Origin of the sequence: Porphyromonas sp. oral taxon 278 str. W7784 (assembly GCF_000467855.2) — a bacterium.
GTDB lineage: Bacteria > Bacteroidota > Bacteroidia > Bacteroidales > Porphyromonadaceae > Porphyromonas.
In genome coordinates this window covers 1-20688 of sequence record NZ_KI259258.1, presented here as the reverse complement: position 1 = coordinate 20688, position 20688 = coordinate 1, and the positions used below count along the sequence as shown (strand labels likewise).

Below are 20688 nucleotides of genomic sequence, written 5' to 3'. Positions count from 1 at the left end.
TATAAATTTTTAGAAGTAAGGCACTTAGTGCCTCTATCGAGTGAAAGAAATACCTACCTTTATACACCCTTTTATCACTAACTAAATACAAACCTATGAAACGAATGAAGACTGTCAGTAGTCTGCTCCTCCTGGGGAGCTTGCTACCTGGATTCGCCTCCAGTGAGGCCAGCGCTTCGGAAGCACAGGCTCCACGAGTCGAGGCACAAGCCCAGCAGGCTGGCGCCCTCACAGGGACTGTCAAGGACTCCAAGGGCGAACCGATCATCGGAGCCTCTATCCTCGTCAAGGGGAGCGGTAAGGGCGTCCTCACCGATCCCAAGGGGCACTTCTCCCTCAAAGGCGTCAAGCCAGGAGCAGAGATCACCATCTCCTGCCTCGGCTACAAAAGCCAAACGCTCCGCTGGACAGGTGCTGCTCTGGAGGTCGTACTAGAGGACACCGCTACCCAGCTCAGTGGTGTCGTCGTCACGGCCCTAGGGATACGCCGGGAGCGCAAAGCCCTCGGCTACGCCATGCAGGAAGTCAAGGGTGACCAGCTCATGGCCGTACGTGAATCAAACATCACCAACGCGCTCTCCGGTAAGGTCTCCGGTATCCAGATCATCAAGGGATCGAGTGGGCCAGGCTCCTCGTCCAAGATCGTCCTACGTGGTAGCAGTTCGCTCTCGGGGAGCAACCAGCCCCTGATCGTCGTCGACGGTGTCCCCCTAGACAATACCACCGGTAGTACCAACAACGACTTCTGGAATCCCTCGTCCGACATGGGTAACGGACTCTCGGACATCAATGCCGACGATATCGAGAGCATGACCGTCCTCAAAGGGGCTTCGGCAGCCGCTCTCTACGGCTCCCGTGCTGGTAATGGCGTCATCCAGATCATCACGAAGAGCGGGCGCAAGAACAAGGGACTCGGTGTCACCATCTCCTCCTCAGTAGGCGTCGAACGTCTCTTCATGAGTCCTAAGCTCCAGAACGAATTCGGGCAAGGTACCGAAGGAGCGTACAAGGACAATGTCTCCACCAGCTGGGGTCCCCGTATCGAGGGACAAGAGTACACGAAGTGGGACGGCACGAAGGCACGCATGCAGGCCTATGATAATGTCGCTAGCTACTTCCGCTCAGGGGTAGACCTCACCGAGAACCTCGCCTTCTCTCAGATGTACGATCGTACCTCGATCTATTCATCCGTGACCCGTACCGACAATCAGAGTCATATCCCTGGCTCTTCGCTAGGGCGTACGAATATGACGCTACGTGCTACGACCAAGTTCGGCCCCAGTGATCGCTGGAGTACCGATACCAAGGTGCAGTACATCCGCTCCTTCGTGCAGAACCGTCCTCTCAATGGGCGCAATGCATCGAATGCCTTCTATACCATGTATTCCCTGCCCCGTAGTATGGATATCCGAGACTTCTCAGACGCTCGCACCCCTCAGGGGGCTATGCGCTGGTATGGCGTCGGTAGCCAAGTGAACCCCTACTGGGCGAGCAAGTATAACCTCAACAGCGATACCCGTGACCGATTCCTACTCAGTGCTGCTCTGAAGTACAAGATCACCGACTGGCTCAATGCCGAGCTCCGCTTTGGCTCTGACCAGTACTCCACCCGTATCGAGCGCAAGACTCACTCCGGCTCGCCGATCGTAGGCGGTGGAGGTAAGTACGAGACGGAGCAGATCAAGTTCTACGAGAATAACTACAGCTTCCTCCTCTCGGCACACAAGGATCATCTCTTCGGGAAGCTTGGGGCTTCTGCCTCTATCGGAGGGAACCTGATGGAGCGCAAGCTCAATGGTCTCAGAGCTAGCGTCGGTCAGCTGATCATCCCAAACCTCTTCTCCCTCTCCAATGGTGTCGACAAGCCTGACAACGTAGAGACCTTCAGCCACAAGAAGATCAACTCCCTCTACGGGACGATGCAGCTGAACTGGGATGGCTACTTCTTCGTCGATGGGACACTGCGCAATGACTGGTCTTCATCACTAGCTAAGGCTAACCGCTCCTTCCTCTATCCTTCGCTGAGCTCTTCCCTCGTCATCACCGACCTCCTACGCAAGCAGGACATCGAGCTACCCCAGTGGATCTCCTTCGCTAAGGTCAGAGCTTCGATCGCCCAGGTAGGTAATGACCTCGAGCCCTATCAGCTCTACAGCACCTACAAGATCGAGAAGGATCCCAACGGTGGGACGATGGCCAATGTCGACAACACCCTCTATAGCGACAAGGTCCGTAGCGAGCTCATCAAGTCTCGTGAAGTAGGCCTAGAGCTCCGACTCTTCGACAACCGCCTAGGCTTCGACCTCGCTTGGTATCGCAGTAATGCGACGAACCAGCTCATCCGACTGCCTATGGACCCTGCCAGTGGCTATGAAGCGAAGATCATCAACGCGGGGGACATCCAGAACGAGGGCTTCGAACTCATGATCACTGCCGACATCCTACGCAGTGAAGCCTTCAAGTGGAACGCTCAGCTCAACCTCTCCCACAACGAGAACCGCATCATCAAGCTCTACCAGGGTAATGGTCAGGATTCGCCCGTCACAGAGTACGACCTCGGCACCTATGACAACCTCCAGATCCTAGCACGTGAGGGAGGTAAGTACGGGGAGATCTGGGGTACGACCTTCAAGCGTGTCGAGGATCCCTCTAGCCCACTCTACGGCAAGATCCTCACCGATGCCGACGGTCTACCTATAGCAGGCGAGAAGAAGAAGCTGGGTGATCAGCAGCCCGACCTACTAGCAGGGCTTACCAACACGTTCTCCTTCGCAGGCTTTGATCTGAGCTTCCTCATCGATGCTCGCATAGGCGGGAAGATGTTCTCAGGGACCAACCACGCCCTGCAGGCCAATGGTTCGTCTGCTAACACGGCAGTAAACGGGCGAAAGAAGTTCGCCGTCGATGGGGCCGTCGAGAAGAATGTAGGTGGAAAGAAGGTCTACGAGAAGAATACGACGGAAGTCACTCCCCAAGACTACTGGGGTGCTATCTCCGGGCGTAGCGGTAACCTCGGGATCAATGAAGCCAATGTCTTCGACGCTACGAACGTCCGTCTGCGCAACATTGCCCTGAGCTATACCCTCCCTCAGAGCCTCTTGAGGAAGACTCCTATCACCAGAGCTAAGCTAGGCTTCTCCTGCAACAATGTCTGGATGATCAAGAGCTACATGAACGGTGTAGACCCCGAGTCTGTCTTCGCTACCGGATCAAATGCGACGGGCTATGAGTTCGCCTCCTCCCCCACTACTCGCTCCTTCCTCTTCAACATCACGCTTGGCTTCTAGCCGCCCTTATCCGCATATAGATCATGAATAAGAAGAATATGCTCCTGGCGGGTTTAGCCTCCTGCGCTATACTCTGCCTGTCTACCTCCTGCCGAGACTTCGATGAGGTCAACAACAACCCTGTGGCAGCTGATAGAGAGCAAGTACTACCCGAATACCTCATCAACCGTGGGATCCTAGCTACTCAGCTCAATCCTCACGTCGCTGAGCGTGCCTTCATACTCTACTGGAAGACCGCTGGCCACCAGCATCGTGCTGGGGGTATCTCCCTCGGGGGCTTCAATGATGGCTGGAGTAGCGACTACTACAGCCGTATGTCCACCGAAGGGCTCAAGCCTCTCTACGAAGCTATTGCCCTAGCAGAAGAGCGCATCAAGGACGGCTCTGCTCGTCCCTTTGAGCCCACGATCCTCTCTGTAGCTCGTATCTGGCGTGCCTACCAGCTGTCCGAGATCTGCGACATGTTTGGTGTCGTGGCCATCGATGGCTATATGGGTACTAACCCTACCTATGTAGGAGCTAAGGAAGCCTATAGCTATATGCTCAAGGAGCTCAAGGAAGCCTCCGAGACGCTCAAGACTTCTCCCTCCCCCAAGCCTTCAGATGATGCTCGTGTCACTTCGCTAGACTATGCCTACAAGTACAATGCGGGTAAGTGGCGTGCCTTTGCTAACTCCCTTCGTATGCGTCTAGCTATGCGCCTCTCTGAGGTAGACCCAGAGACAGCTAAGACGAACTTCGAGGAAGCAGCTGCCGCTGGCGGTATCCTCCAGGCAAGTGATCGCCTAGAGATCCAGGAGAAGGACGGCTGGGATGACCTCACAGGTGTCATGAGCCGTCAGTGGAACCACCAGCTCATCTCTCCGACGTACAACAACCTTGTACTCGGTCTCGGCGGTGTCTCTTCAGCAAAGCAACTCCCCGAAGAGCGGTACAAGAAGTACTTCAAGGAAGCCAACTACCTCGGTATTCGCTACCAGCATCACTTCCCTCTGACGACGACAGACCCCTCCCGAGGCTTCTACTTCGATGGGCTACCTGCGACGATCGACCCTCGTGCCTACAAGACCTTCATCATCACAGGCGATACGCTCAACCCTGAGTTCTGCTTCTACCCCTCCTGGGCTCCTGATGCAGCTAAGAAGACGGACTATAGCCTCAAGAAGGTCGGTGAGAGTGACAAGGAACTCGAGAAGATAGATACACGCTTCACTTGGAATACCTGGGTCAGCGGTTCTTGGGGTACGCTCAGTGCCATCAATGACCTGCAGCAGATAGGTACGATGCCCCGCCTAGCTAATAAGTACCGCAATAGCACCAGCAAGCGTATCTTCTTCGCTGAGTGGGAGACTTACTTCCTGCTGGCTGAAGCCTCTGTACGTGGCTGGAATGTATCCATGAGCGCTAAGAATGCCTACGAAGCAGGCGTGAAGGCAAGCTTCGCCTACCACGGTGCCGGCTTCGTCAGTGAGTACCTAGCATCTACGGACTACAACCGTGTCGGTACCTCCGTCGCTTGGGATCACACGGCAGAGCCTAGCGCTACGGTAGCTATGAAGTACATCGACGGCTACACGAAGACGGCAGGTACCTATACCTACCACTACCCCGAGATGAAGAGCCGTCTCTATACTAAGGCGATGAATGACCATCTGACGAAGATCATCACCCAGAAGTTCATCGCCAATACACCCTGGCTACCGCTGGAGACATGGAATGACTTCCGTCGCCTCGGTCTCCCCTTCTTCGAAACCCCTGCGGTAGAGAAGGCACTGGACAACATGCCTCAGCTCACCTCGAGCAACTTCGAGACGGTCTCCATCGACTTCTTCCCACAGCGCCTCCCTCTGCCTAGCAATATCATCAACGGCAATAGACAGGGACATGAGAGTGCTGTCAAGGCCCTCGGTGGCGAGGATAAGGTCTTCACCCCGATCTACTGGGCTAAGAAGAAGTAGCACACCTACCTCCTCCCCTAGTATCTAGGATAGAGAGAAGCCCTCTGAAGCATACAGCTCCAGAGGGCTTCTCCTATTATATAGCTTCCTCAGCGACTCCCTTCTCCCTAGGGAAGCAGGAGTGAGCTATCCCCGTAGCTCAGGAAGCGGAAGTCATGCGTGAGGGCATAATTATAGACACGATGCCAGTCCTCACCGATCAGTGCTGCGATGAGCAGAAGGAGCGTGCTGTGAGGCTGGTGGAAGTTCGTCACCATCCCTCGGATGATCCGATAGGTATAGCTGGGTGCGATGATGATGCTCGTGGGGAAGACCAGCGTCTCCTCGCCATGAGTCTCTAGGTAGCTAAGGAGTGCACCAAGCGCTGCATCTGCTGTCAGCTCTTCCTTAGGCTCACCCTCGTAGGGTTGCCACTGCTCCACATGAAGCTCCGCCATCGGGGTCTCGGGATGATGATAGAGGTAGACTCCTAGATGATAGAGGCTCTCCAGCGTACGCACCGAGGTAGTGCCTACGGCTATGATATGCCCGAGGCTCCTTCGGAGCTCCTCGATGGTCTGACGACTGAGGCTAATAAGCTCCGCATGCATCTCATGCTCCCCGATCTGTTCGGCCTTCACAGGACGGAAGGTACCCGCCCCTACGTGTAGCGTCACATCAAGGACGCGTACTCCCCTTTGGCGAAGCTCTTCGAAGACTTCAGGTGTGAAGTGCAAGCCTGCCGTAGGAGCAGCCACCGAACCAGCATGCTGGGCATAGACCGTCTGATAGGTCTCTAGGTCCTTCGCCTCCGTCTCACGACCAAGGTAGGGAGGGATGGGAAGGATGCCCATGAGCTCCAGCAGTTCGCCGAAGGTATAGCGATCATTATCCCAGGAGAAGCGTACTTCTGCTCCGCCCGTACGCTCAGCAGTCAGGAGCACTTCGCCTAGCTCATCGCTCTGGATAAGGCGGGTCACTTGGGAGCCGACCTTGAAGCGCTTAGCATTCCCCACAAGGCAATGCCATGAGCAGGTATGACGCTCCGTGAGGGCAAGCTCATAGGAAGTAGGACTTGCTGGGTCAAGGCAGAAGATCTCGATGCGAGCCCCTGACTCCTTCTGGAAGAGAAGACGTGCACGGATGACCTTTGAATTGTTGCGTACCAGCACCGTCCCCTCGGGCAAGAGACTAGGTAGATCACGGAAGGTAAACTCTTCGATCTGGCCCGAGCTATAGCGAAGGAGCTTAGAGCTACTTCTATCGGCAAGGGGGTACTTAGCTATGCGCTCATCTGGCAGGGGATAGTCGTAGTCGGCTATCTGAATATCTTGGGGTCGGATCTTCTTCTCGTTCATGCTTCTAAAGGGCTCATCAGAGTGGCACAAAAGTACACAAAAGAGAGGGGATGCTCCACAGATAGCGAAGTAACCTCTTTACTCTTCCTCCTACCTAAGCACCATCTCTGCAAAGGGGAGCGAGGGGGCTTTACTCCAGAGGGCTGGGGGCTTTTAGCTAACTTTGTGAGCAAGAGATCCAATCGAATATATAGACGAGATGAAGGAAAACCCAAACTATACATACCAAGAGGCTTCTCAGCGCCTTGATGCGATCGTCCGACGCATTGAGCAGGAGAGCCCCGATGTCGATGAACTTACCGGCCTCGTAGAGGAGGCGGTACAGCTCACGAAGTTCTGCCGAGAGAAGCTCACCAAAGCCGATAAGCAACTCTCCAAGCTCATGGCACAGCTCAGCGAAGAGCCTGAGGAAGGAACGAATGAATAAAGAGCGCTACGCCATCATCGTCGCTGGAGGTCGAGGCCTGCGCATGGGTGGGGAACTGCCGAAGCAATTCCTTCCCCTCTGTGGGAAGCCCGTCCTCATGCGTACCCTAGAGCTCTTCGAGGGGGAGGTTAGTCGGATCATCTTGGTACTGCCCGAGGATCATATCCCCTTCTGGGAGGAGCTCTGCCAGCGGTATCACTTCACCCTACCCCACACCGTAGCCCTCGGGGGAGAAACCCGCTTCCACTCCGTACGCTCGGGTCTTAGTCACCTGCCACAAGCGGGGCTAGTAGCCGTACATGATGGGGTGCGTCCCCTAGCTAGTAGAGCCCTCATCCGCCGCTCCTTCGAAGAGGCTGAGCGCAGTGGTGCTGCCCTACCCGCCTGCCCCGTGACAGATAGCCTAAGACTTCGCCAAGATGAGGGGAAGAGCGAGGCTGTCGATCGCTCCCGCTACGTGGCAGTACAGACCCCACAGACCTTCGACCTCGGGCGACTACAGCAGGCCTATGAGCAGGCTTACTCTCCCCTCTTCACCGATGACGCTTCGGTCTACGAAGCTGCCTCGCTAGGCATCATCACCCTAGTGGCTGGTGAGGAGACGAACATCAAGCTCACGACTCCCCGTGATCTGCTCCTAGCCGAACTTCTCCTTCGTGAGAAGTAGCCTTCTTCACTAGGAAGCTCCCTACTCTATCGATGCCTCAGGACTTCTTCCATACCCCGCTTACCTTCCTACCCAGTGTCGGACCTCGACGAGCTAAGGTGCTCGCCGAAGAGCTCGACCTATATACCTACCTTGACCTGCTGCACTACTTCCCGACGAAGTACGTAGATCGCTCCCGTGTCTATACCATACGTGAGCTACGGGGCGAGATGCCCTATGTCCAGCTACAAGGCTATATCCGTGACTTCAAGGAAGTAGGTGAAGGGCGAAAGAAGCGCCTCGTGGGTTACTTCTCCGACGGTACAGGGACGATCGAGCTGGTATGGTTCCGCTCCCTCTCGGCCATCAGGCATCTCTATGCCGAAGGGCATATGTATATCATCTTCGGCAAGCCCGTCTACTTCAACGGCGCCTACAGCATCACCCATCCCGAGATCGATGATGAGTCGAAGGCGGAGCAAGTCAGTGGAGGGCTCATGCCTGTCTATCCCCTCACAGAGAAGCTCCGTCGTGCTGGCATCGCCAGCCGTCAGATGCGCCAGCTCCTCTACATCCTCAAGGAAGCCTGCCTGCCCCATATCAAGGAGACGCTCCCCGAGGAGGTGATCCAGCGAGCTCGCCTGATGTCCTATGCCGAAGCCATCGATCAGATCCATTTCCCTGAGAGTAAGGAAGGGCTGGAGGCAGCACGTAGGCGACTGAAGTTCGACGAACTCTTCTTCATCCAGCTCCGCCTACTGAGTATGAAGCGAGAGCGTAAGACCTTAGTTCCAGGACTTCCCTTCCCTCGGGTGGGCGAAGGAGTGAAGGGGCTCTATGCAAGCCTTCCCTTTGACCTGACGGGCGCACAGAAGCGAGTCATCCGAGAGATCCAGAGTGATCTCGTCGGAGGTAAGCAGATGAATCGTCTTATTCAGGGGGATGTAGGTAGTGGTAAGACCCTCGTAGCACTCTTCTCCATGCTTCTTGCCCTAGATAATGGCTACCAAGCCTGCATGATGGCTCCTACCGAGATACTCGCACGCCAGCACTATGCCTCGCTGAGGGAATATCTAGAGCCGCTAGGTATCGAAGTAGGTCTCCTCATCGGCAGTACGAAGAAGCGAGAGCGACGTGTGCTCCTTGAAGGACTAGCTACAGGGAGCCTTCGCCTCATCGTCGGGACGCATGCTCTGCTGGAACCCGTCGTACAGTTCCACCACCTAGGGCTAGCCGTAATCGATGAGCAGCATCGCTTCGGGGTTGTCCAGCGCTCGGGGCTGTGGCAGAAGGGTGAGAGCTACCATCCGCATATCCTCATCATGAGCGCTACGCCTATTCCCCGCACGCTGGCGATGACCCTCTATGGCGATCTGGATATCTCGGTGATCGACGAACTGCCACCAGGACGCAAGCCCATCGAGACCTACCACCAGAGCGAGAGCCACATGTATGAGGTCTATCAGTTCCTCAGAGCACAGATCGCCGAAGGGAGGCAAGCCTATGTCGTCTTCCCAATGATCGAAGAGAGCGAAGAGGCTTCTATGCGAGCTCTAGAAGAAGGAGTACGCAGGTACACGGAGCACTTCCCAGAGCTGAAGATCGTCCATGTGCATGGCAAGATGAAGCCCGAGGAGAAGGATGAGGCGATGCGAAGTTTCAGTTCGGGTGAAGCCCAGCTTCTGCTAGCTACGACAGTGATCGAGGTAGGTGTCAATGTGCCGAATGCCTCCGTCATGGTCATCGAAGGGGCTAATCGCTTCGGGCTCTCTCAGCTCCATCAGCTCCGTGGCCGTGTAGGTCGTGGTGCCAGCCAGAGCTATTGTATCCTAGTCACGGGCAATGAGCTCGGCGAAGAAGCCAAGCGACGTATCGCTATCATGGTCGAGACCAATGATGGCTTTGAGATCGCCGAGGAGGATATGCGCCTCCGGGGATTTGGGGAGATCGATGGTACCCGTCAGAGTGGCCAGCAGCTGAGTCTACGCATTGCCAATCCCGCCCTTGATGGAGCGATGGTCCAGTACACCCGAGAGCTCGCCGAGAGCATCCTCACCGAAGACCCCGAACTAAGCCTTCCCAAGAATTCCCTCCTAAGGCATCGCCTCCAAGAGATCTACTACGAGCGCCCTAACTGGAGCCAGATCTCCTAAGCCCCATTCCAAAGTCCCAGCAGGATCACTACGAAGATCTCTCTAAGGGCGACCGCAGAGATGCTGACGGTCGCCCTACTATCTATGCGCCTTCTTCGACAGAGGTACACTCCTCCATAGACTGGAGTAGGGAGGCAACTACATCCCTGAATAAGAGGCTAATTTATCCGACTGATGAACTAAATTTAGTAGCTTTGTTGAGTAGTAAACGGTACAAATGAAGACACAATTTCAATACAAGCTTTTAAAGGAAATTGATCTAGACGATCATTTCTTCGATAGCTTGCGTCAGGACTATGATGGTTTTGATGCTTGGTATAGGCGCAAAGCTGACGAGGGCAGACAAGCTTTCGTCCTATATAGAGACCAAAGACTACAAGCTTTCATCTTCATCAAAAGCGAGATTAATCAGCTCATCGATGATGTCGAGCCTCCGATTGCACCTTGCCGTCTACTCAAAGTGGGGACACTTAAGATAGAAGCTCACCAAACAAAGCTGGGTGAGCGTGCTCTGAAGATCATATTTGACCAAGCTCTTTCATATCGTTTTGAGAAGATCTATCTAACTACCTTCCCCAAGCACAAACAGCTTATTCAACTCCTAGAGGCCTATGGCTTTCAGATGTACGGACGGAAGAATGATGAAGTCGTGCTCATCAAGATGATGAACTCTTCTAGAGGAGATATCAAGCTTGATTACCCACGCTTTAGCTTAGACAGACGAGCATTCTTACTTTCGGTGAAGCCTGAGTATCATACAAGACTATTCCCTGATTCGATATTGAACAACGAACAGGCACACTCAAAAGAACTCATTCAAGACTGCTCACACACGAACAGCATACGAAAGGTCTATATCTCGTGGAATAAAGAGGTCACAACTTTGAAGAGAGGTGACCTCCTCGCCATCTATCGTATGAGTGACCTGCAAGCTCCTGCCCACTACAGAAGCGTAGTGACTTCCATCTGCACCGTAACCAGTGTACTTGAAAAAAGTCATTGGCACTCATGTGAGGACTTCCTCAAGGATGTGTATCCCTATAGCGTCTTCTCTAAGGAGGAACTGACACACTTCTTTGGGAGGCAGAACTTCTATGTCATCCATATGCTTTATAATTGTGCCCTCCCTGGGAGAGTCACTAGAAAAAGCCTAATAGAGGAAGCTGGTATGGATGGACAGCTACGCTGGGGCTTCCTTCCTCTAGCAAACGAACAATTCAAGTATATTCTTAGCAAAGGAAATGTCAGTAAAGGTTTTATTATCGATTAAGCCAGAGTTCGTCGAGCAGATTGCTTCGGGAGCCAAGTGCTTTGAGTATCGCAGAGTCCTATACAAGCGCACAGGCATCAAACGTATCGTGGTCTATGCCTCAAGCCCCGTCTGTCGTATCGTCGGAGAGATAGAGGTAGGAGAACTATTAACTGATACGCCTGAGGCTCTCTGGGAGCGTACCAAGGAAAAGTCAGGTATCAGTGAAGACTTCTTCCTTTCATACTTCGCAGAGAGGTCTCACGCTCACGCTATCGAGATAAAAGCATTCCATCCCTATCGTACTCCTAAAAGGCTAGCAGATAAGTATCCCAACACCACTCCTCCGCAATCCTTCTGTTACCTCTAAAGAAGATTAAGAGCAAGCCCCTAGTGCTGATCAGCATTAGGGGCTTGCTCTTTCTAAGGCACTGCTTCTAGGGGTCACACTTCATTTTACTGACCGACAAATCATGGGGGTAAAAAGAGACCCATTCATGGGTCACCGGAGGGAGGCATGAATGGGTCACCTTGACGACCCATGATGGGTCGTTCGTGGGGTGTATGAATGGGGGAGGTGTTTCCTTCGACTTAGAGGAGGGATCGGAGGGTAGTAGCTAGGTAGTCGAGGGCCGAAGGATCAAAGCCCTTAGGAAGGGTAGGGTACTCCATCGGCGAACCCGTAGCCGAGGGGAGGAAGAGGTGATTGAGCTTGGGGAAGACCTTCACCTTGGCCTTGGGCTGGAGGCGAAGGAGCTCCGTAGCATTGGAGGGTAAGACCTGCTTATCCATCTCTCCGAAGAGCCCGATGACGGGACAGCTAACGGCCCGCCACGTCCCCTCGATATCCAACTGAAGAAGTTCCCTCAGATAGGGCGTGAACTGCCCCATGATCTGCGTGCGTATCGTGCCGTACATCGTTGTATCCGAAGTCATGACAGGGAGGAGTCGCTCGACGACCTTAGCAGCCTTTGCCTTCACTTCATCGAGCGAAAGGCGCTTATCCTTCATCAAGGCGTAGACCTCAAGATTACCCTTACGTAGGGTGGCACGTACCTCGTCACTCTTGCCTCCCAGTAGGCTGAGGGCATCCATCTGATCAGCGAGGATCCGATCCATACCAAAGACAGGACCAGCGAGCGAGACAATACCAGCAAGCGAGTGGTCTTGGGTAGCTACCTTCGAGGCAATATAGCTCCCTTCGCTGTGGCCTAGGAGGAAGATACGCTGAGCATTCACGGCCTTATGCTCCTTCATAGCCTTGACCACCGCCTCGGCATCCCGTACGAAGTCCTGCACATGCGAGGCCATGAAGATCCCCGTGCTCTTACCTACACCTCGGTCGTCGTAGCGGAAGACGGCAAAGCCCGCCTCCGTGAGCCTCCGTGTGATGTCTAGGAAGGGCTTGTGCCCGAAGACCGTCTCATCCCGATCCTGCGGACCACTACCCGTGATGAGGATGAGCGTAGGGTAGGGGGCTTTACCCTCCTTCGGAAGGGCAAGCGAACCAGAGAGGATGACGGAAGAGTCCGATACGGGGATCATCAGTTCCTCCTCTGTGTATGTGGTGGGAGCGGACTTAGTGTCTTCAGTCTTCGCCACCCGTCGAAGCGAGAGGGGAAGGCTCATACCGCCCTGCTCGAAGTTGCCCACCAGCTGATCCTCTCCGTCCCTCAGCGCCGTATAGCGAAGATGAAGGGAACTAAGCCTTAGGGTTAAGCTATCTCCCCGCACCTCTACCTCATCAGCACGCAGGGCATAAGCACCTTGGTCGGGGCTATCCAGCGAAGCCGACCAGCGCCCCGCTTCTTCGGTAAGGTGAAGGATCAGTCGTAGCTTCCCCATGGGGAGGGATAGCTTCCCCTCCCAGTCTCCACTGAGGGAGCTTTGTGCCGACAAAGCGAGGGGAACGAGTAGGAGCACACAGAGCAGCTGAAAGATACGTCTCATGATCGTAAAGGAATAGGTGAATTAGGAGCGAGTCGACTGCCTTAGGTAGCGATTCATGTAGTAGGTAAGGAAGAAGTTCTGCCACGCTATGTAGCCAGCGATCCCAGGAGCTACAAGGGGGTGCATGAAGGAGATACAGAGCCAGAGGGTAAGGGCCGTGTTCTTCTGCCCCATAGCTTGCCTGCAGGCGACCTCCTCGACACCTATCCATCGGGAGAGGGGAGGACCTAGGGTGAACTGTAGGGCGCAAGCAAGGAAGCCCACACCGAACGAGGCTACAAGGAGTAGGGGATTACCACCCCCTTCTTCGGAAACGAAGGCTACGGCCTTCCCGAGAATGAAGATGAGCGAAGAGAGCCAGAGCCAGTAGGTCAGGGTACGATGTGGCCCAGGTGTGCGCCCCCGACGCTTCATCAGATAGCGCACGAGCCAAGCGAGCGTGATGGGTAGGATGACCATACGTGCCACCAGAAGGGCTATCTGCCCCGAGAGCGTCCAGAAGGGGAGCTGGCTGTGATCATCCAGCAGGGGAAGGAGGAAGGGAGCGAGGAAACAGATCAGCCCGTGCGTCAGTATCGTATAGCCCGTAGCGAAGCCCGTATCTCCCTCCATGAGGCTAGTCATCGCCCCCGCTGCCGTAGCTGCTGGAGCGAGGAAGCACATAAAGAGGCTTGTAGCGATCAGAGGATTCCAGAGCGCGAGGAGGAAGTACAGCCCTCCACCGAGTCCTAGATGTAGCGCCAGCAGGACAAGATGCTTCGGTCGGGGTGCCACGGCTCTCAGGGGCATATTGAGCACAGCGAAGAAGAGCATCGCCGAGATGATCCAGGGGAGGATCACCGCAAAGGGTGCCGTCACCCGCCAGAGTACGATCCCCAGCGTGATGAAGCAGAGTGGGGCATAGCCCTTGAGCCTGTGCCAATCGACCCGAAACATCTACTTAACCTCTAGCAGTGAAGGATCAGCGATCACCCGCTCGATAGCCGTACGGATGGAGCGAAGACCGAAGTCCTCAGCTCGGAGCTCCTCAGGACGGAGGAAGACCAGCTCGCCTGCATCATCTAGGGCCTGAGCTCCCTCGAAGCTCGCCACCTCTACACGATAGAAGATATCTGCCGTATAGACATCAATGCCCGAGTAGGGGTAGATATTAGGCAGGGAGAAGAGCATACGCACCGACTTAGCCTCTAGAGCCGTCTCCTCACGTAGTTCTCTCACTACGGCGGACTCTACCCCTTCCTCGGGGTCTACGAAGCCTCCAGGGAGGTCTAGCGTGCCTCGTGCAGGCTCTCTAGAGCGACGCACGGTGAGCAGTCGCCCTTCCTCGTCGAGAATGAAGCAGGCGACGGCTGCTGCTACATTGTGGTAATAGGAGAGGTCACACTTCGGGCAGTGGATAGCACGCCCATGGATATGCTCTAGTCCCGAAGCCCCACAGCGAGGGCAGAAGGTGAAGCTCGAGAGCGGATGCTGGATCATAGAGGTAAGGGGGATGCTTAGCCTAGGATGTGGGTGCGTGCTTCGCTTCTACGAAGGATCATCGATTGCTTACGCCGGTGGTGACCGTCTCCTGAAGCGCAGGAAGATCACCCAGCTTGTGGAGTGGATATGATTCCCGCTAGGCTGGTGATGAGGGTGAGGAAAGAGGGTAAAAGTAAAAGAGCTAGTCGGGACTAGCTCTTCTACTTCATAGGTATCTCGTAGGGATGGATAGGAGGCTTAGATCTCCTTTGCTTCCCAGCCAAGGGCGCTAGCCCCTAGGACTGCTGCATCGCTCTCCTTGAGCTGAGAGACGAGGAGCTTGGTCTTGCCTTGATAGATCTTCAGGAGGTTCTTCTCCATGTGGTGACGAATAGGATTCATCAGGAGGTCCCCAGCCTTAGTGAGGCCACCGAAGAAGATGATCGCTTCAGGAGAAGAGAAGGTGACGAAGTCGGCGCAAGCTTCACCAAGGATAGCCCCCGTCGATTCGAATATCTCCAGAGCAAGAGCATCACCTACGCTGGCTGCATCGAAGACATCCTTAGAGGTGATCGTGTCTATATCCAGCTCACGAAGCTTGCTTTCGTCGGTGCGGATGGTGAGGTATTCACGTGCCGTGCGTGCTACCCCTGTGGCGGAGGTATAGGTCTCGAGACAGCCCTGGCGACCACAGCCACACATACGGCCGTTGCGTCGGACGATCATGTGCCCAAGCTCGCCAGCGAAGCCGTCGTGCCCGTAGACTAGCTGTCCACCGACTACGATACCGCTACCGACACCAGTACCGAGGGTGATGACGATGAAGTCCTTCATCCCACGTGCAGCGCCATAGGTCATCTCCCCGATGGCAGCAGCGTTAGCATCATTGGTCAGAGCTACGGGGATGCCTAGACGATCCTGGAGCATCTGTGCCAAGGGGATCTTTCCCTTCCAAGGGAGGTTAGGAGCGAACTCGATGCAGCCGTTGAAGTAGTTCCCATTAGGAGCTCCGACACCGATACCACGGATCTTGTCCTTGCCACCTACCTGCTCGATGAGCATGTTGATACCGGTGACGAGATCGTTAAGGTAGAGCTCGATATCGATGTGCGTCCCTGTCTTGATCGAAGCATTGACGACGACGTTACCACGGGCGTCTACTACACCGAAGACGGTGTTGGTGCCTCCGAGGTCTACACCTATTACATAGGGTTTTTCCATTAGTTGATGATGTGTCTACTGTGAGATAAATAGTTTCTTCTTAGGAACAAAGATAGTAGTTTTCACGGATCAGCCGTGAGGGCAGCAGTAGATCTCCCAGGAGGCTCTTCCCCTCGGTCCCGGGACTTATCCCCCGAGCTTAATATAAGGGTATAAAAGAGAGAAAGAATATATACTCTCTATATACCCTATTGTTAATATAGGCTGTGGAATCGTGGGTAAGCGCTGGGGGTGACGCTTGGGAGGGGGAGGGGAATACACGTACTTATCCTAAAGCTATCCGTAGGCTACCCACAGAGGATACACAGGAGAGATTGCCCTTGGTATCAGCGCTGGGAGGAAATTACCGCCCTTCATCCACAGCTCGGGGGGATACCGAAGGAGCGAAAGGGGATGAGGAGCTGTGTATGCCGTTGGGATAAGCGGGTGACTTATCTACATCCCCAAGGGTACCCCTAGGGAGGGGGGAAGACCCCTCTCATAGGGGAGTGGATTTATCCCAAGGTTATCCCACGGCTATGCACCCTCTAGAGCGACCTATGCACCCCTATTATTAAGGCTAGAGAGCGACTCAGCCCACACCATGACAAGCACGATGTGGGCTGGTAGTTGGGGGATAGTGGTGCTCTAAGGCTAGAAGCCTTGGGTACCCGATCTGCTTCTAAGGAGTACTCCAAGCCGAGGAGTACAGCGTCCTGTATCTGGTCCTAGATAGTGCCTCGATTCTGGGGAGACTGCTCCTTATCTATACGGTCAAGTACGCTCTTAGCTCGAGCTCAAGTAGCACTCTAGTCTCGGAGGAAGTGGAGGATGGCCTCTGCCGCACGGGGCGCACTCTTCTCTCGACCCATGAGGCTCTGGAGTTCGTCGAGGTCATGAAGCATCGCCTTGCGCTCTAGTGCCTCTTCGGGGAGGATGTGGGTGAGGGTAGAGAGGATCTGAGCCGAATGCATTCGGTCGGCTAGTAGTTCGGGCACAGCAGCCTTACCGAGGATGAGATTGACCAGCGAGAAGTAATCGACTTGGAAGAAGCGCTCGAAGACCCACCGAGCAATACGCTTCCCGCCTATGCGGTAGCAGACGATCATCGGTAGACCCCAGAGTCCTGCCTCTAGGGTAGCTGTACCGGAGGTGACGAGGGCTACATGAGCTCGCCTCATCAGTCCGTACGTGTCTCCGAAGAGGATCGGGGTATCGGGGTGATCCTGGAGGTAGGGGCGGTAATCCTCCTCGGTGAGCCCAGGTGCTCCAGCGATGACGACCTGCCAGCCGGTGGAGGCGTACGGTGCTGTCGCCTGGAGCATCTCACTGAGGTTGTGCTGGAGTTCGGAGCGTCGACTCCCTGGGACGAGTAGGATCATCTGCTCCCGCCCGACGGGCTCGGGATGAGCCTCTAGATAGCTTATCTGGGCGTCGACACAAGGGTTGCCTATATAGGTCGTCCTAAGGCCACGCTCCTCGAAGTACCCTACTTCGAAGGGGAGGATACTGAGGCTCAGGTCGACGTAGCGCCGAAGGGTCTTTACCCGACTCGAGCGCCATGCCCACACCTTAGGGAGAATATAGTAGACGATGGGGATGCCCAGCTGCCGCTTGACAAAGGGTAGGATGAAGCGGAAGTTGAAGTCAGCGTAGTCGACAGGGATGACTACGTCGGGCTGGAAGGCACGGATCGCTTGCTGGACCTCACGACCGATACGGGTGAGCTTGCGGAGGTTCTTCAGGACGCTGACCACCCCCATGAAGGCTACCTCTCGGTAGTGTACGAGGGGAGCGACACCGGAGGCCTCCTGCATCTTGTCCCCACCCATGAAGGCAAACGAAGCCTCTGGATCGCGCTCCCTCAGCGCTCGTATGAGTGCTGAGGCGTGCAGATCACCAGAGGCTTCGCCTGCGACTAAGAAGTAGCGCATAGTCTAGTGCTGTGCTTGTGCCAGCGTAGTCAGCTCTTCGATCCAGCGATGGTTCGTGCAGTCGAGCTGGAGGGGCGTGAGCGTAGCCCAGCCCTCCTTGAGGTAGTGCCAGTCGCCCGTCGAGGGGTCTTGTCCTGGGTCCTGACGACCGGTGAGCCAATGGATCTTCTTCCCCTTGCCATCCTCGGAGTGTACGAACTCTTCGACGAAGCGACCTACAGTCATCGGGCAGACCTTCAGCCCCAGTGGTTCGGTCTTAGGTACATTGAGCGAGAGCATCGTCTGCCAGGGCAGGCGGGTATGCTGCATCAGTTCGACCACCCGCAGGGTATAGGCGATACTGGCGGTGAAGTCAGGCTTCCACGCCGTATCATCGAGCGATACTGCCAGCGAAGGGATACCATAGATACAGCCCTCACGAGCAGCGCCTAGCGTGCCCGAATAGCTGACACAGATGCCCTCGTTGCTCCCGTGGTTGATGCCCGAGATGATCAGGTCAGGGCGCTTCTCGAGGAAGAGGGTATTCAGAGCAAGCTTCACGCAGTCTACAGGCGTACCTTCACAGCTGTAGATCTCGAGGTCTCCGTCGCTGTGGCGGTGCTTGAGGCGTAGCGGTTGGGTCGTGGTGATAGCGCCAGAGAAACCCGACCGTGGTCCATCTGGAGCGACGATAGTGACTTTGCCTAGGGAGAGCATCGCCGTGGCAAGCTCTTGGATTCCTGCGGCTCGGAAGCCATCGTCATTACTAAGGAGTATATGCATTCAGTGTTGATTAGGTCCTACTTGGTAGAGGGCTTAATGACCTTCTTTAGGCGGACACGATAGTAGAGAGAAGTATAGCTGTCGGTACGCTCAGAGGTACTGGTCGTATTGTTGAGATACCAGGGTATGACGATGGTGGCTTCAGCACCTTGATGAAGGTTTTGCACAGCGATCTGCAGGCCTACGGGTAGGTTCGCCACAGGCTCCTGCTCGATAGCGTTCATGTCGAGGGTCTGACGCAGACGGGTAGCCTTGAGCTTGTCCTTGAGCCAGTCGGTAGTACGGTAGGTGTCACGGAAGAGCTGTACGGCGTCGGTATAGTCTACACCGATGCTTTTGTCGCCTTCCTTCTCTACCTTCATATAGACGAAGCCACTGCCTCCGATGCCGGGCACAGTAGCTCGTATGTAGGCACTATCGGCGAAGCTACGGAAGGCTCTTTCGTTCTCACTGCGTCGCTCTTGGTCTACGTCGATGGTGCTATTGCAGCTGGAGAGACCAACGAGGGACGCGAGGGCGAGGCTCCCTAGGAGGAGGCTCTGTAAAGTCTTGCTAGTCATAGAGGCGGGTGGGGGTAAGGGTGGGTTAGATCTTGCGAAGGAGACTCTTCATAGAGGTCGCTTCGTAGAGGCGCTGGGAGAGCTCTGCGATAGCTACACGCTCCTGCTCCATACTGTCACGATGACGCAGGGTGACGGTGCCATCCTCCATCGTCTGATGGTCTACCGTCACGCAGAAGGGCGTACCGATAGCATCCTGACGGCGGTAGCGCTTGCCGATGGAATCCTTCTCATCGAGCTGGCAGTTGAAGTCGAACTTCAGTTCGTCGTAGATAGCACGAGCCTTGTCATCAAGGCCGTCCTTGCGCACCAGAGGCAGGATGGCGAGCTTGACGGGAGCAAGGGCAGCAGGCAGGCGAAGCACCGTGCGCTTCTCTCCTCCCTCCAGAGCTTCCTCCTCGAAGGAGCCACAGACGAGGCTGAGGAACATACGGTCTACCCCGATCGACGTCTCTACGACGTAGGGCACGTAGCTCTCACCGAGTTCGGGATCGAAGTACTGCATCTTCTTGCCACTGAACTCCTCGTGGCGCTTTAGGTCGAAGTCCGTACGGCTGTGGATGCCTTCCACCTCCTTGAAGCCAAAGGGCATCTCAAATTCGATGTCGGTAGCAGCATTGGCGTAGTGAGCCAGCTTCTCGTGGTCGTGGTAGCGATACTTCTTGTCGCCGAGACCGAGGGCCTTGTGCCAGCGCAGGCGTAGCTCCTTCCAGTACTCGAACCACTTGAGCTCTTCGCCAGGACGGACGAAGAACTGCATCTCCATCTGCTCGAACTCGCGCATGCGGAAGATGAACTGACGGGCGACGATCTCGTTGCGGAAGGCCTTCCCGATCTGTGCGATCCCAAAGGGCACCTTCATACGACCCGTTTTCTGTACGTTGAGGAAGTTAACGAAGATCCCCTGGGCCGTCTCGGGGCGCAGGTAGACCTTCATCGAGCCTTCGGCCGTAGAACCCATCTCGGTGGCAAACATCAGGTTGAACTGACGTACCTCCGTCCAGTTGCGTGTGCCACTGATGGGGCAGACGATCTCGCAGTCGAGGATGATCTGGCGCAAGCCCTCCAGATCCGAAGCGTTCATCGCCTCGGAGAAGCGAGCGTGCACCTCATCCCACTTAGCTTGGTACTCGAGGACACGGCCATTGGTCAAGCGGAACTGGCCCTCGTCGAAGCTCTCACCGAACTTCTTCGCTGCCTTGGCTACTTCCTTATTGATCTTCTCTTCTATCTTCGCTAGGTGATCCTCGATGAGCACATCGGCACGATAGCGCTTCTTAGAATCCTTGTTGTCAATGAGGGGGTCGTTGAAAGCGTCTACATGGCCCGAGGCTTTCCAGATCTTGGGGTGCATGAAGATAGCTGAGTCGATCCCTACGACATTGGGAGCAAGGAGGGTCATGGCCTCCCACCAGTAGTGCTTGATGTTGTTCTTGAGTTCGCTCCCCAGCTGGCCGTAGTCATATACGGCTCCCAGACCGTCGTAAATCTCGGAGGAAGGGAAGACGAAACCATATTCCTTACAGTGGGCGATTACCTTCTTGAAGAGGTCTTCTTGCTGTGCCATGAGCAGATCGTTGTATTCTATTTAGCTATTGGATTGTACTGATGGATCTCTGTAGCGACCGAGGAGGGCGCACAGCCCACAAAGGTACATATTATCCACTACTTGCTTCGCTAGCGCCCGTGTAGCACTCCCATGAGCTCTGTGGGGAAAGTACTTCTATAAGCAAAGAGGTACTACTAGCGCCTCATGAGAGGTAG

16 protein-coding genes are annotated in these 20688 nt (G+C 55.2%); 7 read left to right on the top strand and 9 right to left on the bottom strand.

The genetic code is table 11. The annotated features are described in order from the left end of the window. The first annotated feature begins 95 nt into the window (after nucleotides 1-95). Entirely contained in the window at nucleotides 96-3287 is a 3192-nt protein-coding gene (locus tag HMPREF1556_RS06595) for a SusC/RagA family TonB-linked outer membrane protein (protein ID WP_021667611.1), read from the top strand. Between the two features lie 23 nt (nucleotides 3288-3310). Next, nucleotides 3311-5245 (top strand): SusD/RagB family nutrient-binding outer membrane lipoprotein, encoded by a 1935-nt coding sequence (locus HMPREF1556_RS06590; protein WP_021667610.1) that lies wholly within the window; start codon nucleotides 3311-3313, stop codon nucleotides 5243-5245. A gap of 107 nt (nucleotides 5246-5352) precedes the next feature. Here HMPREF1556_RS06590 and HMPREF1556_RS06585 read toward each other — a convergent pair whose 3' ends face one another. Beyond that, on the bottom strand, nucleotides 5353-6582 hold the full coding sequence (locus HMPREF1556_RS06585) for an S-adenosylmethionine:tRNA ribosyltransferase-isomerase (protein ID WP_021667609.1): 1230 nt from the start codon (nucleotides 6580-6582) through the stop codon (nucleotides 5353-5355). A 199-nt stretch (nucleotides 6583-6781) separates the two neighbouring features. Between HMPREF1556_RS06585 and xseB the strand changes: the two genes are divergently transcribed. From xseB to HMPREF1556_RS06560, 5 genes are all read left to right on the top strand, one after another. Continuing rightward, nucleotides 6782-7009: an exodeoxyribonuclease VII small subunit gene (xseB, locus tag HMPREF1556_RS06580; protein ID WP_021667608.1), complete on the top strand. Its 228-nt coding sequence runs from the start codon at nucleotides 6782-6784 to the stop codon at nucleotides 7007-7009. Continuing rightward, nucleotides 7002-7676 carry a 2-C-methyl-D-erythritol 4-phosphate cytidylyltransferase gene (locus HMPREF1556_RS06575; RefSeq protein ID WP_021667607.1) on the top strand — a complete coding sequence of 225 codons (675 nt, stop codon included), beginning with the start codon at nucleotides 7002-7004 and terminating at the stop codon, nucleotides 7674-7676. Before xseB ends, HMPREF1556_RS06575 begins: the two co-directional genes overlap by 8 nt. 32 nt (nucleotides 7677-7708) lie before the next feature. Continuing rightward, nucleotides 7709-9808, top strand: a complete 2100-nt coding sequence (recG, locus tag HMPREF1556_RS06570; RefSeq protein ID WP_021667606.1) for an ATP-dependent DNA helicase RecG — start codon at nucleotides 7709-7711, stop codon at nucleotides 9806-9808. 217 nt (nucleotides 9809-10025) lie between these two features. Next, nucleotides 10026-11078, top strand: a complete 1053-nt coding sequence (locus HMPREF1556_RS06565) for a hypothetical protein (RefSeq protein ID WP_021667605.1) — start codon at nucleotides 10026-10028, stop codon at nucleotides 11076-11078. Continuing rightward, on the top strand, nucleotides 11050-11427 hold the full coding sequence (locus tag HMPREF1556_RS06560; protein WP_021667604.1) for an ASCH domain-containing protein: 378 nt from the start codon (nucleotides 11050-11052) through the stop codon (nucleotides 11425-11427). The genes HMPREF1556_RS06565 and HMPREF1556_RS06560 overlap by 29 nt, the downstream gene beginning before the upstream one ends. Nucleotides 11428-11648: 221 nt before the next feature. On the opposite strand, the gene HMPREF1556_RS06555 is transcribed toward HMPREF1556_RS06560, so the two are convergent. From HMPREF1556_RS06555 to HMPREF1556_RS06520, 8 genes are all read right to left on the bottom strand, one after another. Further along, nucleotides 11649-13007, bottom strand: a complete 1359-nt coding sequence (locus tag HMPREF1556_RS06555; RefSeq protein WP_021667603.1) for an alpha/beta fold hydrolase — start codon at nucleotides 13005-13007, stop codon at nucleotides 11649-11651. Nucleotides 13008-13028: 21 nt separating this feature from the next. After that, nucleotides 13029-13943, bottom strand: coding sequence for a sodium bile acid symporter family protein (locus tag HMPREF1556_RS06550; RefSeq protein WP_021667602.1), 915 nt, complete (start codon nucleotides 13941-13943; stop codon nucleotides 13029-13031). Further along, nucleotides 13944-14486 carry an NUDIX domain-containing protein gene (locus HMPREF1556_RS06545; protein WP_021667601.1) on the bottom strand — a complete coding sequence of 181 codons (543 nt, stop codon included), beginning with the start codon at nucleotides 14484-14486 and terminating at the stop codon, nucleotides 13944-13946. Between the two features lie 240 nt (nucleotides 14487-14726). After that, a complete protein-coding gene (locus HMPREF1556_RS06540) occupies nucleotides 14727-15689 on the bottom strand; it encodes an ROK family protein (protein ID WP_021667599.1) in 963 nt (320 codons plus the stop codon). A 788-nt stretch (nucleotides 15690-16477) separates the two neighbouring features. After that, on the bottom strand, nucleotides 16478-17602 hold the full coding sequence (gene lpxB, locus HMPREF1556_RS06535) for a lipid-A-disaccharide synthase (RefSeq protein ID WP_021667596.1): 1125 nt from the start codon (nucleotides 17600-17602) through the stop codon (nucleotides 16478-16480). A 3-nt stretch (nucleotides 17603-17605) separates the two neighbouring features. Then, nucleotides 17606-18364, bottom strand: coding sequence for a 5'/3'-nucleotidase SurE (surE, locus tag HMPREF1556_RS06530; protein WP_021667595.1), 759 nt, complete (start codon nucleotides 18362-18364; stop codon nucleotides 17606-17608). 17 nt (nucleotides 18365-18381) lie between these two features. Further along, complete coding sequence (locus tag HMPREF1556_RS06525) at nucleotides 18382-18924, bottom strand: hypothetical protein (protein ID WP_021667594.1); 543 nt, start codon at nucleotides 18922-18924, stop codon at nucleotides 18382-18384. Nucleotides 18925-18949: 25 nt separating this feature from the next. Beyond that, nucleotides 18950-20491 carry a glycine--tRNA ligase gene (locus HMPREF1556_RS06520; RefSeq protein ID WP_021667593.1) on the bottom strand — a complete coding sequence of 514 codons (1542 nt, stop codon included), beginning with the start codon at nucleotides 20489-20491 and terminating at the stop codon, nucleotides 18950-18952. Nucleotides 20492-20688: the final 197 nt, after the last annotated feature.